The sequence below is a fragment of the Pantoea stewartii subsp. stewartii genome (assembly GCF_008801695.1).
Lineage (GTDB): Bacteria > Pseudomonadota > Gammaproteobacteria > Enterobacterales > Enterobacteriaceae > Pantoea > Pantoea stewartii.
The window spans coordinates 1-16285 of sequence record NZ_VZPF01000002.1 but is presented as its reverse complement, the minus strand read 5'-3'; the positions used below and the strand labels follow the sequence as shown (position 1 = coordinate 16285).

At 53.3% G+C, this 16285-nt stretch carries 13 protein-coding genes and 1 pseudogene; 2 read left to right on the top strand and 12 right to left on the bottom strand.

The window, feature by feature from the left end; all coding sequences use genetic code 11:
* The first annotated feature begins 91 nt into the window (after positions 1 to 91).
* Positions 92 to 877 carry an envelope biogenesis factor ElyC gene (gene elyC / locus F7Q90_RS00605; protein ID WP_006118633.1) on the top strand — a complete coding sequence of 262 codons (786 nt, stop codon included), beginning with the start codon at positions 92 to 94 and terminating at the stop codon, positions 875 to 877.
* Between the two features lie 100 nt (positions 878 to 977).
* Here the strand turns inward: elyC and kdsB are convergent, their stop codons facing one another.
* The 11 genes and pseudogenes from kdsB to serC all read right to left on the bottom strand — a co-directional run bounded on the left by kdsB (position 978) and on the right by serC (position 13952).
* Entirely contained in the window at positions 978 to 1727 is a 750-nt protein-coding gene (gene kdsB, locus F7Q90_RS00600; protein WP_006118632.1) for a 3-deoxy-manno-octulosonate cytidylyltransferase, read from the bottom strand.
* Positions 1724 to 1906, bottom strand: a complete 183-nt coding sequence (locus tag F7Q90_RS00595; protein WP_006118631.1) for a Trm112 family protein — start codon at positions 1904 to 1906, stop codon at positions 1724 to 1726. Before F7Q90_RS00595 ends, kdsB begins: the two co-directional genes overlap by 4 nt.
* An 84-nt stretch (positions 1907 to 1990) precedes the next feature.
* Positions 1991 to 3208 carry a winged helix-turn-helix domain-containing protein gene (locus F7Q90_RS00590; RefSeq protein ID WP_006118630.1) on the bottom strand — a complete coding sequence of 406 codons (1218 nt, stop codon included), beginning with the start codon at positions 3206 to 3208 and terminating at the stop codon, positions 1991 to 1993.
* A gap of 21 nt (positions 3209 to 3229) precedes the next feature.
* Positions 3230 to 4231, bottom strand: coding sequence for a tetraacyldisaccharide 4'-kinase (gene lpxK / locus F7Q90_RS00585; RefSeq protein ID WP_006118629.1), 1002 nt, complete (start codon positions 4229 to 4231; stop codon positions 3230 to 3232).
* On the bottom strand, positions 4228 to 5976 hold the full coding sequence (msbA, locus tag F7Q90_RS00580) for a lipid A ABC transporter ATP-binding protein/permease MsbA (RefSeq protein WP_006118628.1): 1749 nt from the start codon (positions 5974 to 5976) through the stop codon (positions 4228 to 4230). Before msbA ends, lpxK begins: the two co-directional genes overlap by 4 nt.
* Positions 5977 to 6010: 34 nt before the next feature.
* Positions 6011 to 8266: pseudogene (locus tag F7Q90_RS00575) on the bottom strand (DNA internalization-related competence protein ComEC/Rec2).
* Between the two features lie 201 nt (positions 8267 to 8467).
* Entirely contained in the window at positions 8468 to 8752 is a 285-nt protein-coding gene (ihfB, locus tag F7Q90_RS00570; protein WP_003849360.1) for an integration host factor subunit beta, read from the bottom strand.
* Between the two features lie 82 nt (positions 8753 to 8834).
* Complete coding sequence (gene rpsA, locus F7Q90_RS00565; RefSeq protein ID WP_006118624.1) at positions 8835 to 10508, bottom strand: 30S ribosomal protein S1; 1674 nt, start codon at positions 10506 to 10508, stop codon at positions 8835 to 8837.
* A gap of 121 nt (positions 10509 to 10629) precedes the next feature.
* Positions 10630 to 11310 (bottom strand): (d)CMP kinase, encoded by a 681-nt coding sequence (gene cmk, locus F7Q90_RS00560; RefSeq protein WP_006118623.1) that lies wholly within the window; start codon positions 11308 to 11310, stop codon positions 10630 to 10632.
* A gap of 189 nt (positions 11311 to 11499) precedes the next feature.
* Positions 11500 to 12786: a 3-phosphoshikimate 1-carboxyvinyltransferase gene (gene aroA / locus F7Q90_RS00555; protein ID WP_006118622.1), complete on the bottom strand. Its 1287-nt coding sequence runs from the start codon at positions 12784 to 12786 to the stop codon at positions 11500 to 11502.
* Between the two features lie 80 nt (positions 12787 to 12866).
* On the bottom strand, positions 12867 to 13952 hold the full coding sequence (gene serC, locus F7Q90_RS00550; RefSeq protein ID WP_006118621.1) for a 3-phosphoserine/phosphohydroxythreonine transaminase: 1086 nt from the start codon (positions 13950 to 13952) through the stop codon (positions 12867 to 12869).
* A 310-nt stretch (positions 13953 to 14262) separates the two neighbouring features.
* On the opposite strand from serC, the gene ycaO reads away from it, so the two are divergent.
* Positions 14263 to 16026, top strand: a complete 1764-nt coding sequence (ycaO, locus tag F7Q90_RS00545; protein ID WP_006118620.1) for a 30S ribosomal protein S12 methylthiotransferase accessory factor YcaO — start codon at positions 14263 to 14265, stop codon at positions 16024 to 16026.
* A 163-nt stretch (positions 16027 to 16189) separates the two neighbouring features.
* On the opposite strand, the gene F7Q90_RS00540 is transcribed toward ycaO, so the two are convergent.
* Positions 16190 to 16285: transposase domain-containing protein (locus F7Q90_RS00540; RefSeq protein ID WP_151160719.1), on the bottom strand; the 96-nt coding region annotated here is incomplete at its 5' end.

The following is a 16285-nucleotide window of genomic DNA, read 5'->3' as shown; positions in this document are numbered from 1 at the left end:
GCTATTTTGTCACAGGTGCCGTAAGAATGAAGCTTTCATGCCCTTCTTCTGCTCTGGCTGCTGTTTTTTCGGACAACAAGAGGGATTTTACATGTTTTTTATGCTGAAAAAGGCATTTGGCAACCTGTTACTGCCCCTGCCTTTTCTGCTTCTTTTAATGGCTGTCGGTATTTTGCTGCTTTGGTTCAGCCGCTGGCAGAAAAGCGGTAAAATCTTTATCTCAGTGAGTTGGCTGATGTTATTACTGATAAGCCTACAGCCGGTCGCCGATCGCTTACTGTTGCCCGTCGAATCGCATTACCCGACGTGGAATGGGACTGAAAAAGTCGATTACATCGTGGTGTTAGGGGGCGGCTATACCTATAACCCGGCCTGGGCGCCCAGCTCGAACCTGCTGAACAACAGTTTGCCTCGCGTGACAGAAGGTGTGCGTCAGTGGCAGCGCCATCCGGATGCTACCCTGGTCTTTACCGGTGCTGCGGCAGGGCAAAATCCCAAAAGTAATGCCTGGGTCGCCGCACAGGTTGCCGAAAGCCTGGGCGTACCTTCATCGCACATTCGTCTGCTGGATCAGCCAAAAGATACCGCACAGGAGGCGCAGGCTGTCAGCACGCTCATCGGGCACCACCCTTTCCTGCTGGTTACCTCAGCTAATCATATGCCGCGCGCGATGCGGTTTTTCAATCAGGCAGGCCTCAAGCCGATTGCAGCGCCCGCCAATCAGCTGGCGATTACTTCGCCACTTAACTGGTGGGAACGTTTTTATCCTTCCCCGCTGTGGATGAGTCACAGCGAACGCGCGATCTACGAAACGCTGGGGAGCGCATTGCAACGCTTCTCATCCGCCTCACCCTCTGCCGCACGATCTGATGGATAGACGCAAAGGCGCACATCCGTCATGGCGCAGGCTGAGTGCGACCGGAACCCGGCGCCTCAGCCGCGTGCGCAGACGGTCATCGCACAAGAAGCGGAACAGGTCAGCGAAGCATCGCGGCGCGAACCCGGGTGAGATCCTCTGGCGTATCCACGCCAACGCCGGGAATCGTTTTTGCCACCGCAACGTGGATCTTTTCGCCGTACCACAGCACGCGCAACTGCTCCAGCAGTTCGATCTGCTCAAGCGGACAGGGTTCCCAGCTGATATAGCGACGAATAAACCCGGCACGATAAGCATAAATGCCGATATGGCGCAGCAGCGTGTCACCGATCTGTTCCCGGGACTGCGCATAACGTTCACGATCCCAGGGAATCGTCGCGCGTGAAAAATACAACGCGTAGCCTCTGGCATCCATGACTACCTTGACGGCGTTGGGATTGAACGCTTCTTCCGCATCCGTAATCGACACCGCCAGCGTCGCCATGCCGGCGTCAGCCTGAGCCAGATTGGTCGCCACCTGATGGACGATATCAGCGGGGATCATGGGTTCGTCGCCCTGAACATTGACGATGATCTGGTCATCCGCGAACTGAAATTTTTCAATCACTTCTGCAAGGCGTTCCGTACCGGAATGATGATCGGCGCGTGTCATACACACCTCGCCACCGGCAGCCTCGACAGCGCGGGCCACCTCAGGATGATCGGTCGCGACAATCACACGGCTGGCACCCGATTCCCGGGCGCGCTCCATCACATGCACCACCATTGGCTTGCCATGAATATCAACCAGGGGTTTACCCGGTAAACGGGTGGAAGCATAACGCGCAGGAATGATGGCAATAAAACTCATGGATGGATCTCTTCAACCGATAACGTACGGGCTTCGTTTTCCAGCAGTACCGGAATACCGTCACGCACAGGGAAAGCCAGCGCGTCGGGCTTGCAGATCAGCTCTTGCTGTTCTTTGTTAAAGTACAATTTGCCATTACAAACCGGGCAGGCAACGATTTCGAGTAAACGGTGATCCATATGTCCTCCATCTCGGACCGAGAGCGTAAGGACTAAAGCATATCACAGCGCTGATGAGAGCGGGTAAATCACACCCGCGCTGCATCAGGAATTGTTAAGCTGCCAGCGCGTTGGCCAGTGTGTCAGTAACGCCGAAGGCGCATTTTTTAGCAAGACCGTTTCGGCCCCCTGCCAACGGGCGAAGCGTTCAATAGCACGTTGCACGTCATTGAGAAAGGAAACGGTTACCGCGACGTCAGGTTCAAGCCAGATGTTGTTAATTTCCAGCAAGGCTGTTGAGCGCACCATCCGTGCATCCAGACGGGCTTTGAGTTGGCCCCGATGCAGCACCGGTAAGACAAAATAGCCATATTTACGTTTGGCCGCAGGCGTGTAACATTCAATGCGGTAGTCAAAGTCAAACAACGCAAGCGCACGTTTCCTGTCCCATACCAGCGGATCGAAAGGGGATAACAGCGTGGTATGTGTTGCGATCAACGGCGTGGCTAATGCGGCCTGAGCGTCCCGATGCAGCCACATCTCTCCCATGCCGTCGACCTCAACCGGCATGATTTCGCCGGCCGCCTGTGCCCATAAGATAAAGTCTTTAACGGGCGCGCGCTTTAGCCGGTAATAGTCTGCCAGCCACTCACGGCGAAAAATGCCCAGACTGCGTGCGCTGTTCACTAACATCAGGCGGACAGCGTCATCCTCACTGAGAGCATGCAGCGCATCCTGCCAGTCAGGCATGACACGTGAGCGTAAATCATAGACGCGCTGAAAATTATGGCGCGCTGACACCATTAGCTCCCCTGAACTGAACAGGTTTTCGAGATGCCGCTTGTGTGGTTTCCATGCCCACCATCCTGGCTTATGATTTTTTCCACTGGCGAAATCAGCCGATCTGACGGGCCCGTTGTCGCGTATATAGGTAAGTAGATCAGCGATTTCCTGCTGATGTTCCGTTGCCCAGTCTGCACTGTACTTCCAGCCCAGGCGCTCTGGCGACAGCATGCGGTGCCGCAGTAACCGGTAATCTGCGCGGGGAATAAAACAGGCTTCATGCGCCCAGTATTCGAAAATCTCCCCCTGCGCCAGCGACTCGTCCAGCCAGACGGGCGGGTAGTCGCCTAAGCGACTGAATAAGACAAGATACGGACTGCTGGCCACCACATTGATGGTGTCGATTTGCAACAGCGACATGCGGCTAATGCAGGCTGAAATATCCTGAAAACGTGCCCGACGTTTCACCGGACGCAATAACCCCTGCGCCGCGAGCTGAATATTACGTGCCTGCTGTCGTGAAAGTGAATGCGTGCCCATTCTCTTCCTTCTCAGTGGGAATTAGTGCGGCTCCCGTGATGAATACGTGCCACACAGGCGTTGTATATCGTCTAACAGTAGCCTCGCTGCCTCAGCCTGCAGATGAGCATCGACTGGAAGATACCACCATGAGGATTGCGCGAATGCGCGGCATTTAACGGCATCTTTCTCCGTCATCAACAGCGTTTGGCCGGGCGTGACCAGACGCGACAGTTCCTCTTCGCTGTAAGCATGATGATCGGCAAAGGCGATCTCCGCAACGGGCGTCAGACCGTGCTGTTTTAAGGTATGAAAAAAACGCGGCGGATGACCAATGCCGGCCATGGCGACGACATCGTGCAACGTGTTGAGCGGTCGTTGTTCACCGCTGAGCAGATGGGTTGCCATCCCCGCATGCAGTTGCATGGCAATTTCACCCTGTTGCGCTTCACCACCGTTAACGATCACCGCGTCTACCGTCTTAAGGCGGGATGCCCGTTCCCGCATGGGGCCGGCAGGTAACCACCAGCCGTTGCCAAAACGTCGCACGCCATCCACCACCACAATTTCCCGATCGCGCTGGAGCGCATAATGTTGCAGGCCATCATCAGTCACGATGAGATCCAGTGAATGATGTTGCAGAAGGGCTTCGATCGCCTCACGGCGTCGCGGTGCCACTGCCACGGGTGCAGCTGTGCGCTGCGCAATCAGCACCGGCTCGTCACCCGCCTGATCGGTGGCGGTTTCCGCAGTGACACGCAGCGGATAGCGGTCTGCTTTCCCCCCGTAGCCGCGGGAAATCACACCTACCCGTAATCCTCGCTGCTGCAGGGCGTCAACCAGCCAGATGACCACGGGTGTTTTACCATTCCCGCCCGCGGTCAGATTCCCCACCACGACAACAGGCAAGGGCGCACGCCAGCTTTTACGCCAGCCACGCCGGAAACTGAGGCGGATCAGCGCCGTAATGGCGCCATAGAGCACACTGAGTGGCCACAGGACTAACCATAATGGCGAGCGGCCACTCCAGATGCGCTCAATCATTGGCCGAACTGCATTTTATGGAGTTGAGCATAAGCACCTTTTTCCGCCAGCAGGTCGGCGTGCGTACCGCGTTCGATGATATTGCCCTCTTCCACCACCACAATTTCATCCGCTTTTTCAATAGTAGAAAGGCGATGCGCGATCACCAGTGAGGTGCGGTTTTTCTGCAGCTCATCCAGAGCAGACTGGATAGCTCGCTCGGACTCGGTGTCCAGCGCAGAGGTGGCTTCATCAAGAATCAGGATAGGACAGTCACGCAGCAGAGCGCGGGCGATGGCGATACGCTGGCGTTGACCGCCTGATAGCAGCACACCATTTTCGCCGATGACGGTATCCAGCCCCTTGTCCATGTTTTTGATAAAGTCCATCGCGTGTGCCATCGTCGCCGCCTTTTCGATTTCCTCGCGGCTGTACTGTTCACTGCGCGCATAGGCAATGTTATTGGCAACGGTATCGTTGAACAGATGCACATTTTGCGACACAAGTGCGACCTGATTACGCAACGACGCTAAGGTGTACTCACGCAGGTCATGGCCATCCAGTAAAATCTCGCCCTGCTGAATATCATAAAAACGCGTCAGCAAACTGGCGATAGTCGATTTACCTGAGCCGGAGCGCCCGACTAAGGCAACGGTTTTTCCGGCAGGCAGCATCAGGTTAATGTTTTTCAACGCAGGTGTTTCACGGCCGGGATAGGTGAAGGTCACACCACGGAATTCGACATCACCTTTTGCGCGCGTGATTTCACGCGTACCGGTGTCGTTCTCCTGCTCACTGTCGAGAATGGAGAACAGCGTCTGACAGGCCGCCATACCACGCTGAAACTGCGCATTCACGTTTGTCAGCGATTTCAGCGGGCGCATCAGAGCGATCATAGATGAGAAGACTACCGTAATGGTCCCCGCAGTCAGCGTATCCATCACGCTGGGGAAACTGGCGGCGTACAGGACGAATGCCAGAGCCAGAGAAGCAATGAGCTGAATAACCGGATCGGAGATTGAAGAGGCTGAAACCAGCTTCATCCCCTGCTGACGCATGCGGTTACTGACCTTGGCAAAACGCTCGGATTCAATGTCCTGGCCACCAAAAATCAGTACTTCTTTGTGCCCTTTCAGCATCTGCTCGGCACTGGTCGTCACCTGTCCCATGGTGTTTTGCATCGATTTGCTGATGTTGCGGAAGCGTTTTGACACGGTACGAATCGCGAAGGATACGATCGGAGCCAGAACAATCAGAATCAACGACAGCTGCCAGCTGTAATAAAACATCATGACAAACAGGCCAATTATTGAAGCGCCTTCACGCACCACGGTGACCAGCGCCCCCGATGACGACGAGGCGACCTGCTCCGAATCATAGGTGATGCGAGAGAGTAACGTACCCGTGGACTGCTGATCGAAGAACGCGACCGGCATGCCCATCATATGGCTGAACAGACGACGGCGCATATTCATCACCACATTGCCTGACACCCATGAGATGCAGTAGCTGGAGATATAGCTGCTTACGCCACGAACCAGCATCAAGCCGATGACTGCCAACGGCATCCACAGCATCACGGATCTGTCCGCTTTACCAAAGCCGTCATCCAGCAAAGGCTTCAACAGGGAGAGCATTAACGTATCGCCTGCGGCATTAATAATCAGGGCAATAGCCGCCACAATTAAGCCAGCTTTGTTGGGTGCGATCATCGGCCAGAGTCGACGGAATGTCTGCCACGTTGAGAGATCTTTATCTTGATGCATTATTTATTCACGTTGTTGGAAATAGCCGGTCATTCTACCTGGATTCGCGTTTGACGCCAAACCACTGATGATACCAACGGGGCACTAATTGTTCTCTGAAGGAAAAAACCTGCACGGTGTTTGCCTCTATTTTGATACTTATTTGTCCGGACTGACCGGTATCACGCCAGTCATAAGCGTGTTCACGGTAATTTCGCAGCACGGACTTCGCGGGCATTTGCCACGCATTATAGCGTGCTACAGAGGCGATGGCGGTATGGCCGGGGATGCTGCGCAGCAGTATGCGCGATGAGGATGACCGGCTGCCATGATGAGGTACCTGCAGAATATCCGCCTTTAACTGCTGCTTTTCCAGCCGCACTAACTGCCGCTCCGCCTCGGTTTCCAGATCGCCCGTGAGTAACAAACGGACGCTTCCATCATCCACACTCACCACACATGAATCGTTGTTTTCCCCCTAGTTGGGAGACGTTGCTGGCCAGAGCACCCGGAAATGTAGCCGTTTCCAGCGCCATGTGGTACCGCGTACACAGGGTAAATGCCCGCTTTCTGCAAGTCCGCTGCGCATCCATACAGTAGGGACATGTTGCAGAATAGCCGACAGCCCGCCGGTATGGTCAAGATGCCGGTGGCTGAGAATAACCTCCAGCAGTCTGAGTCCTTTACGTTCAAGCCAGGGCAGAATAACGCGGCTCCCTGCATCGCTGTATTTCCAGCGTGGACCGGTATCGTAGAGCACCGCTTCATCGCCCTGACTGATGACGACGCTCAATCCATGCCCCACGTCCAGCATATCAATGCGCCATAGCGCTTCCGGATTAGCATGGCGGGAAAACAGGATTGCCAGTGCGACAGCGCTACAACTGAACGGCATGGAGAACAGTACGCTGGAACGCCACAGGAGTAGCCCTCCCTATATGGCTATTATCAGGAAAGGTGCGCCTTGCAGCGGCCACCAGCCTGCCGGTAGCAGGGCAAGGCCGGAGAACAGAAACCGCAGGGACAGATCGGCCGCCTGCCACCCCCACACTGATAATGCCGGGAAAGGTAGCAACAGGGTGATGAGTATCAATGGCACCGTAATAAACGACACGACAGGAATCGCAAACAGATTAGCGAACAGCGCGGTCAGGCTGATGCCATTAAATAATGCGGCCTGAAGCGGCACCATCAGGATCATCATTCCCAGTTGCAGATGAAGGAGTTGCAGTAAAAACCAGCGCCGCCTGTCACGAAAGCGCTCGGCCAGAGGAAACCAGCGATACCAGGTCAGCAACATCCCCACCGCCAGCACCGACAGCCAGAAGCTGTCCGAGAGAACGGTAAGCGGATCCAGTGCCAGCAACAACCCTACGCAGAGCGTCCAGATTTGCCAGGAGCTGAGCTGTATACCTGTTATACGTGTTATTGCCCATAGCGTCAGTGCCAGTAATGCCCGCTGCGCTGGCGCCTGGGCCCCTGAAAGCCACGTATAGAGTGCGGCACAGAGCCAACTGACAATGAGCGGATACAGATAGCTAATGCAGCGTGCCGGTAACAAAAACTGGCTGCCCCGCGCCAGTAGCCATCCGGTGCCCGCGGCCAGGCCAATGTGCATACCTGAAATGGCCATAAGATGCGCCGTTCCGGTATCACGTAACAGCTGACGGGTTGCCTCACTCAGATTGTCGCGAATGCCAAAAGCCAGTGCCTCCAGCGTAGCCGGAGCGGGTAAATGTTCGTAATGTTGCCTGTGGCCACGAATATGCTGCCAACGCCAGCTGCATTCAGACTGCACAGGATGTTGCTTGATAATGCGCCCCTGCACCGGGGTATGATTCGCCATGGAAAAGCGTTGTGCGTCGAATTCTCCCTCATTGAGTCTGGCATGAACAGCGCGTAACCTGAGCCGCATTTGCCAGCTCTGCCCCGGACAATAGGCTGTAGCGTTATCCTGCAGTGACAGCCAGGCAAAACGGGGAGGAAAGAAAATCCGGTTTCCCGCTTTCAACATTCTGACCCGAATACGTGACGCGTCTTGTTTTACCTCTTCAATTTGCACGACAAACCAGGCGGGTCGGGTACTCATCCATTCCGTGTCGTTGACCAGGGATTGCGCATTAACCAGCCCCCAGGCGGCCAGCAAAAGCGCACAGCCTGCGATGCGGACATAACGTACGGACATCGCCACCAGACAAGTGCCACACAGCAGCATCACGACAATAAACGTTCGCGAAGGGAGCTGAGGCACGATCAGTAAGGGTAACGCGGTCAGCGAGGCCAGTCTCGCCAGTCCAATCCATGTCAACATACCGTATCCCGCTGATGAACTGGCGTAAGTATGTCCTTCAGACTTTGAGGGTAAAGCGCGTAAAGAGTGAATTAAGAAAGGGTTTCCAGAGAGGATAATTCGTTGCAGCGCAGACGCATTTTTTTGCGGGAGAGCGAACATAATCACGCGGGCAAAAAAAAACGACATCCGGAGATGTCGTTTAGGCGTTTCGGTATCGGCTTAGCCGTAGATGTTAGCACGGTCACGCAGTTCTTTGCCCGGCTTGAAGTGGGGAACGTATTTACCTTCCAGATCCACTTTGTCACCCGTTTTCGGGTTACGGCCAGTGCGCGGTGCGCGATAGTGCAACGAAAAGCTGCCGAATCCCCGGATTTCAATGCGTTCGCCCTGTGCCAGCGTTGTGGCCATGTGCTCAAGCATCTCTTTGACTGCATCCTCAACGACTTTCGCCGGTATATGAGTATGCTGTCCCGCCAGCCTTTCAATCAATTCTGACTTGGTCATGTAACCTCCGGTTAATCCCTACAGGAATGTATGACAGCCTTTACCGAAACCGGGCGGATGAATCCGCCCGGTGCAAGGTCGATTACTCGCCTTTAGCCGCTTTGAACGCTTCAGCCATTGCGCTTGAGAAGTTGCCTTCTTCCTGTTTGGTGTTAACAGTGTTGATAGCTTCTTTCTCGTCAGCCTGGTCTTTCGCACGAACAGACAGACTCACTAAGCGGTTTTTACGGTCAACGCCAGTAAATTTAGCTTCAACGTCGTCACCGACGTTCAGAACCAGTGTAGCGTCTTCGATACGGTCCATTGAAGCTTCAGAAGCGCGCAGGTAACCCTCAACGCCGTCTGCCAATTCAACTGTAGCACCTTTCGCATCAACTGCAGTCACTTTACCGGTGACGATAGCACCTTTCTTGTTCAAAGTGATGTAGTTGTTGAACGGATCTTCTGCCAGCTGTTTCACGCCCAGAGAGATACGCTCGCGCTCTGCATCAACCTGCAGTACAACGGCAGCGATTTCGTCGCCTTTTTTGTACTCACGAACGGCTTCTTCGCCAGTCGCGTTCCAGGAGATGTCAGACAGGTGAACCAGACCGTCGATGCCACCGTCCAGGCCGATGAAGATACCGAAGTCAGTGATTGACTTGATTTTACCTTCAACGCGATCGCCTTTGTTGTGGGTCTCAGCGAACTGCTGCCATGGGTTAGATTTGCACTGCTTCAGACCCAGGGAGATACGACGACGCTCTTCATCGATGTCCAGAACCATCACTTCAACCACATCGCCTACGTTTACAACTTTAGACGGATGGATGTTTTTGTTGGTCCAGTCCATTTCTGAAACGTGTACCAGGCCTTCAACGCCTTCTTCGATTTCAACAAAGCAGCCGTAGTCAGTCAGGTTGGTTACACGACCAGTCAGCTTGGTGCCTTCTGGATAGCGCTTAGCGATAGCCACCCATGGATCTTCGCCCAGCTGCTTCAGACCCAGAGATACACGGGTACGCTCGCGGTCGAATTTCAGGACTTTAACGTTGATTTCATCGCCAACATTCACGATCTCGCTTGGATGCTTAACGCGCTTCCAGGCCATGTCAGTGATGTGCAGAAGGCCGTCAACACCGCCCAGATCAACGAATGCACCGTAGTCAGTGAGGTTCTTAACGATACCTTTAACTTCCATGCCTTCCTGCAGGTTTTCCAGCAGCTGATCGCGCTCTGCGCTGTTCTCAGATTCGATAACCGCACGACGTGAAACCACGACGTTGTTGCGTTTCTGATCAAGCTTGATCACTTTGAATTCAAGCTCTTTGCCTTCCAGGTGCAGTGTGTCGCGTACTGGACGCACATCAACCAGTGAACCTGGCAGGAACGCACGGATACCGTTCAGCTCAACTGTGAAGCCACCTTTGACTTTGCCGTTGATAATACCGGTAACAGTTTCAGCTTCTTCGTAAGCTTTTTCCAGCGTGATCCAAGCTTCGTGACGCTTAGCTTTCTCACGTGACAGCAGAGTTTCACCGAAGCCATCTTCCACTGCGTCCAGAGCAACGTCAACTTCGTCACCAACCTGGATTTCCAGTTCGCCGGCTGCGTTTTTGAACTGCTCTGCAGGGATTGCAGATTCAGATTTCAGGCCCGCATCAACCAGAACAACGTCTTTGTCGATAGAGACAACAACGCCACGAACGATGGAACCCGGGCGGGTTTCGATTTCTTTCAGGGATTCTTCAAATAGTTGAGCAAAAGATTCAGTCATATTGATAATCTTAGGATTCTTCAATTTAACGTCCATCTGACATCATGTCGGATGGGGTTGTTTCACATGCCCTGCACCGGATCCGTGGCACAGGGTTAATACATTCGTTTAAGCCGGAAGATTACACACCAAGCGTTTTGCGGGCATAATTTAACGCGTTATCAATAACCTGCTCGATGGACATCTGGGTTGAATCCAACACCAAAGCATCAGCAGCAGGGACTAACGGTGCGATAGCGCGGTTGCGATCGCGGTCGTCGCGTTCTTTTATCTCGGCTAAAAGGCGATCAAAGTTAACATTAAAGCCATTCTCCTGCAACTGTAGCATACGTCGCTGAGCACGTTCTTCCGGGCTGGCATCAAGGAAAATCTTTACAGGCGCATCGGGGAAAACGACGGTGCCCATATCCCGTCCGTCTGCAATCAAACCGGGTTCCTCGCGAAACGCGCGTTGACGACGTAACAGCGCTTCCCGAACGCGAGGGAAAGCCGCGACGCGTGAGGCGGTATTACTGACTTCCTGGGTACGAATTTCGCTGGTGACGTCTTCCCCTTCCAGGATGACCTGCATTTCGCCATGATGAGAAAGGAAACGCACATCCAGATGGGCGGCGATAGGCACTAACGCCTCTTCAGACTCAATATCGACCTGATGATGTAATGCGGCTAAGGCCAGTACACGATAAATTGCGCCGGAATCCAGTAAATGCCACTGTAATGCTTCCGCCATCGCCTTGCACAGGGTGCCCTTTCCCGCGCCACTTGGCCCATCAATTGTTATGACCGGGGCAGTTGCTGTCATCATTCCCTCCTGTTGCTGCGCGCATTTTGGCCGGTTGGCCGTCACAAATGTCGGGCATTATACGCTGCCCGGCGACGCTTAGTTACCTTTTGAGAAGAGGCAATGAGAAATTTAGCCAGGAAAAAGGCCTCTGGCGTGGAAAAGCGTCCTGAAGATGATGAGCCCGATGCACGACATCGGGCGAGGGGATTAGGCGTTTTCGCTAATTTTTTGCAGCTGTTCAAAATAATCAGGGAAGGTTTTTGCCGTACAGCCTGGATCAAGAATGGTAACGGGCGTATCGGACAGCGCAACCAGCGAGAAACACATCGCCATACGGTGATCGTTATACGTGCCGATGTCGGCATGCTTCAACGTCTCAGGCGGCGTGATGCGAATAAAATCGTGCCCTTCTTCCACCTTGGCACCGACTTTACGCAACTCGGTTGCCATAGCCGTCAGACGATCCGTTTCTTTAACTCGCCAGTTATAAATATTGCGCAGTTGCGTCGTACCTTCTGCAAACAATGCCGCAGTGGCAATGGTCATGGCAGCATCAGGAATATGGTTCATATCCATATCAATGGCGCGTAATGTCCTGGCCGTGCAGGCAATATAGTCATCGCCCCACTCAATTGATGCACCCATCTTTTCGAGTACATCCGCAAAGCGAATATCGCCTTGCACGCTGTTGCGACCAATGCCGGTGACACGCACGGTACCGCCTTTGATTGCGGCTGCGGCAAGAAAATAGGAGGCAGAAGACGCATCCCCCTCCACCAGATATTCACCTGGTGACTGGTAGTGCTGTTTACCCTTAATCAGGAAGTGTTGATACTGCTGATTCTCAACCTCGACACCAAAGCAGCGCATCAGGTGCAGAGTAATATCGATGTAAGGTTTGGAAACCAGCTCACCTTTAATGCTGATACGGGTAGGATTTTCAGCTAACGGAGCCATCATCAGAAGCGCGGTCAAAAACTGGCTGGATACGCTGCCATCTACTGTAACGTCGCCGCCAGTAAACCCACCCCGCAGGCGGACTGGGGGATAATCTGTATTTTCGAGATAGTCTATAGTAGCCCCACCTTGCCGTAGTGCATCGACCAGGTGCCCGATAGGGCGTTCTTTCATGCGTGGTTCGCCCGTCAGGATGACATCCTGCACACCCAGGCAAAGCGCTGCCGCAAGCGGTCGCATGGCAGTGCCGGCGTTGCCCAGAAACAGCTCTGTGGGCTGTGATGCATGCAGCGGCCCACCCTTTCCTGTCACCTCGCACACCGTACGATCGCTGGAAAGCGTGAACTCAACACCCAGTGCATCAAGCGCATTAAGCATGTGCTTAACATCGTCGCTGTCCAGCAGATTAGTTAATCGGGTTTTACCTTTCGCCAGTGCAGCAAGCAGAAGCGCACGGTTTGACACGCTTTTGGAACCGGGCAAATTAACCGTACCATTAACGCGAGCGATGGGCTGAAGGGTCAGGGAATCTTGCATGTGAAACGTAATCCTTAAAAAACGATGACTCCGCCAGAGGGCGGAGTCGGGTGTCAGTCATTCCACTGACAGTGAAAGACTTAGCCGTGGCGGCGTTCGAAATCAATCATGAAATCGGTCAGCGCTTTAACGCCTTCCAATGGCATCGCATTGTAGATTGAGGCACGCATGCCGCCCACAACACGGTGACCTTTTAATGCGTGCAGACCTGCCTTAAATGACTCTTCCAGGAAGAGGCTGTCCAGCGAGGCATCAGCCAGTTGGAAAGGAATGTTCATCCGGGAACGGTTTTGCAGTGCCACATCGTTACGGTAAAAATCGCTGTTATCGATGAGACCATAGAGTAATCCGGCTTTTGCCTGATTAATTTTTTCCATCTCAGCGACACCACCCTTCTGCTTCAGCCACTTAAAGACCAGGCCACTCAGATACCAGGCAAACGTAGGTGGCGTATTAAACATGGAATCATTTTCAGCCAGAACGGTGTAGTCAAGGATGGAAGGCACGCTTTGATGCGCGTTGCCGAGAAGATCGTCCCGTACGATAACCAGGGTAAGGCCAGCCGGACCAATATTTTTCTGCGCACCTGCGTAAATCACACCATAGCGCTTGATATCAATTGGGCGTGACAGAATCGTGGAGGAAAGATCGGCGACCACAACCTTGTCACCAAAGTCAGGCTCTTCGTCAATAGCCAGACCGTCAATGGTTTCATTTGGGCAAAAATGCAAATAGGCGGCCGTGTCGCTGACATCCCATTCGCGCATCGGCAGGATGGCGCGCTTACCCTCTTGGGTCGTTTTGACATCCAGCGTCCGCGGTGAGCAATATTTTTCCGCTTCTTTAATGGCACTGTGAGCCCAGTAGCCTCCATCTGCATAGTCCGCACTGGTCGCACTGCCGAGTAAATTGCCCGGTACAGCAGCAAACTGCGCACGTGCGCCGCCATGACAGAATAATACTTTGTAATTGGAAGGAATTTTCAGCAGATCGCGGAAGTCCGCTTCAGCCTCTTCTGCCACCTGAATAAATTCTTTACTGCGGTGGCTTATCTCCATTACTGAAGTTCCCAGACCATGCCAGTTTGTCAGTTCTTGTTCTGCACGGCGGAGTACTTCGCTCGGCAGCATCGCTGGCCCAGAGCTAAAATTATAAATTTGCGTCATTTCCCTCACCACTGTCATATTGAACGGTTATGAATAACGATTCGGTTTTATCACTGCCTTCTGGTGGCTGCAATCATAAATCGAACTGCGGTCACATTTTTTCGGCATGACGCACCGAAGGTTATATTACCAATGTAATCCGGCACGAAATATTGTGAGGCGGCTTCCTTTCATGCAGTCCCGGCTTTGGCTCAGATGACAAAGCATGAGAAAAACGACGGTAAAATTGCGGCGTCTTGATAGCGAACAGACGGTAAAAAACGTATCATTGCGCGCTTTATGTCTCCCCATTTACAGAGAGAGCGGCACCATGACGCAAACTTTTATCCCGGGCAAAGATGCCGCCCTGGAAGACTCCATTTCACGCTTCCAGACCAAATTACAGGATCTGGGTTTTAATATTGAAGAAGCCTCCTGGCTGAATCCTGTGCCACACGTCTGGTCTGTCCACATTCGTGATCGCGACTGCCCCCTCTGCTTCACCAATGGTAAGGGCGCCAGCAAAAAAGCCGCTCTGGCCTCGGCGCTGGGGGAATATTTTGAACGCCTGTCCACGAATTACTTTTTTGCTGATTTCTGGCTTGGCAACAGTATCGCCCAGGGGGATTTTGTTCACTATCCCAATGAAAAATGGTTTGCTCTTCCTGAAGACGACAGCCTGCCTGAAGGCATCCTGGATGCGCGCCTGCGCGCCTTTTACGATCCTGAAAACGCCCTCTCCGCTTCAGATTTAATCGATCTCCAGTCGGGTAACAGCGCACGCGGCATCTGCGCCCTGCCCTTTACCCGTCAGTCCGATCAGCAGATCGTTTATATTCCGATGAATATTATCGGTAACCTGTATGTGTCGAACGGCATGTCCGCCGGCAACACGGCCAACGAGGCACGGGTACAGGGGCTGTCAGAAGTTTTCGAGCGCTATATTAAAAATCGTATCATCGCCGAGTCCATCAGCCTGCCTGCCATTCCTGAATCCGTGATGGCGCGTTACCCCGATGTGGTTGAGGCCATCGCCCGTCTGGAAGCCGAAGGGTTCCCGATTTTTGCCTATGACGCGTCACTGGGTGGGAAATATCCGGTTATCTGCGTTGTGCTGTTTAATCCTGCCAACGGCACCTGTTTCGCCTCTTTTGGCGCGCACCCTGATTTTGGTGTCGCGCTGGAGCGTACCGTTACCGAACTGCTTCAGGGCCGCAGCCTGAAAGATCTGGATGTGTTCACGCCGCCCACGTTTGATGATGAAGAAGTGGCAGAGCACGCCAACCTGGAAACCCACTTTATCGATTCAAGCGGCCTGATCTCCTGGGATCTGTTTAAAGAAACAGCGGATTATCCCTTCGTTGACTGGAAATTTGATGGCACCACCGAGCAGGAATTCAGTACGCTCATGGCGATTTTCAAAGCCGAAGGTCAGGACGTTTACATCGCTGATTATGAGCACCTCGGTGTGTATGCCTGCCGCATTATTGTGCCCGGTATGTCAGATATTTATCCGGCTGAAGACTTGTTGCTGGCGAATAACAGCATGGGTGCAGGTATTCGTGAAACGCTTCTGGCCCTGCCCGGCAGCAACTGGAATCCGGAAGAGTACCTGGATTTAATTTCTCAGCTGGACGAAGAAGGTTTTGATGACTTCACGCGTGTCCGCGAGTTGCTGGGACTGGCGACAGGCAAAGATAACGGCTGGTACACGCTGCGCATTGGTGAACTCAAAGCCATGCTGGCCCTGGCTGGCGGTGATCTCGATCAGGCGCTGATCTGGACGGAATGGACAATGGAATTTAATGGCTCCGTATTCAGCCCGGAGCGTGCAAATTATTACCGCTGTCTGCAAACTCTGCTGCTGCTGGCGATGGAAGATGAGCGGAATCCGCTTGAGTATCACGCAGCCTTTGTGCGTATGTATGGTGCTGACGCTGTCGACGCCGCCTCGGCCGCAATCAGCGGTGAGGCGGCCTTCAATGGCCTCCAGCCGGTAGACAGTGATCTTAAGGCTTTCCCTGCTCATCAGGCTTTGCTTGCTGCCTATGAAAAGCTGCAAAAGGCGAAACGTCTTTACTGGAAAAACGCCTAATATTTCGCGGCTCTGTTTCAGGATAAAGCGATAATAATCTCACAGGCACCTTATTTAATGGGTGCCTTTCTTTTTTTGAGAATAAGTATTTAAGGGATGTATTGTTCAGCGTTTTTATCATCATTATTTAAAGGTAAGCGTCGCATTCAGACCGTATTGACGTTCAGGCAGAGGGAAGCTCGACCTTCCATGGCAGCAGATCGCGGACCCGGTTCACCGGCCAGTCCTGTATATGACCGATGACGTAACGCAACCACGT

Bases quoted from the DNA above. Each gene is read 5' to 3' on its own strand.
- lpxK (WP_006118629.1), bottom strand. From the start codon at position 4,231: ATGATTGAGCGCATCTGGAGTGGCCGCTCGCCATTATGGTTAGTCCTG.
- ihfB (WP_003849360.1), bottom strand. From the start codon at position 8,752: ATGACCAAGTCAGAATTGATTGAAAGGCTGGCGGGACAGCATACTCAT.
- ycaO (WP_006118620.1), top strand. From the start codon at position 14,263: ATGACGCAAACTTTTATCCCGGGCAAAGATGCCGCCCTGGAAGACTCC.
- rpsA (WP_006118624.1), bottom strand. From the start codon at position 10,508: ATGACTGAATCTTTTGCTCAACTATTTGAAGAATCCCTGAAAGAAATC.
- F7Q90_RS00595 (WP_006118631.1), bottom strand. From the start codon at position 1,906: ATGGATCACCGTTTACTCGAAATCGTTGCCTGCCCGGTTTGTAATGGC.
- F7Q90_RS00590 (WP_006118630.1), bottom strand. From the start codon at position 3,208: ATGGGCACGCATTCACTTTCACGACAGCAGGCACGTAATATTCAGCTC.
- aroA (WP_006118622.1), bottom strand. From the start codon at position 12,786: ATGCAAGATTCCCTGACCCTTCAGCCCATCGCTCGCGTTAATGGTACG.
- serC (WP_006118621.1), bottom strand. From the start codon at position 13,952: ATGACGCAAATTTATAATTTTAGCTCTGGGCCAGCGATGCTGCCGAGC.
- elyC (WP_006118633.1), top strand. From the start codon at position 92: ATGTTTTTTATGCTGAAAAAGGCATTTGGCAACCTGTTACTGCCCCTG.
- kdsB (WP_006118632.1), bottom strand. From the start codon at position 1,727: ATGAGTTTTATTGCCATCATTCCTGCGCGTTATGCTTCCACCCGTTTA.
- cmk (WP_006118623.1), bottom strand. From the start codon at position 11,310: ATGACAGCAACTGCCCCGGTCATAACAATTGATGGGCCAAGTGGCGCG.
- msbA (WP_006118628.1), bottom strand. From the start codon at position 5,976: ATGCATCAAGATAAAGATCTCTCAACGTGGCAGACATTCCGTCGACTC.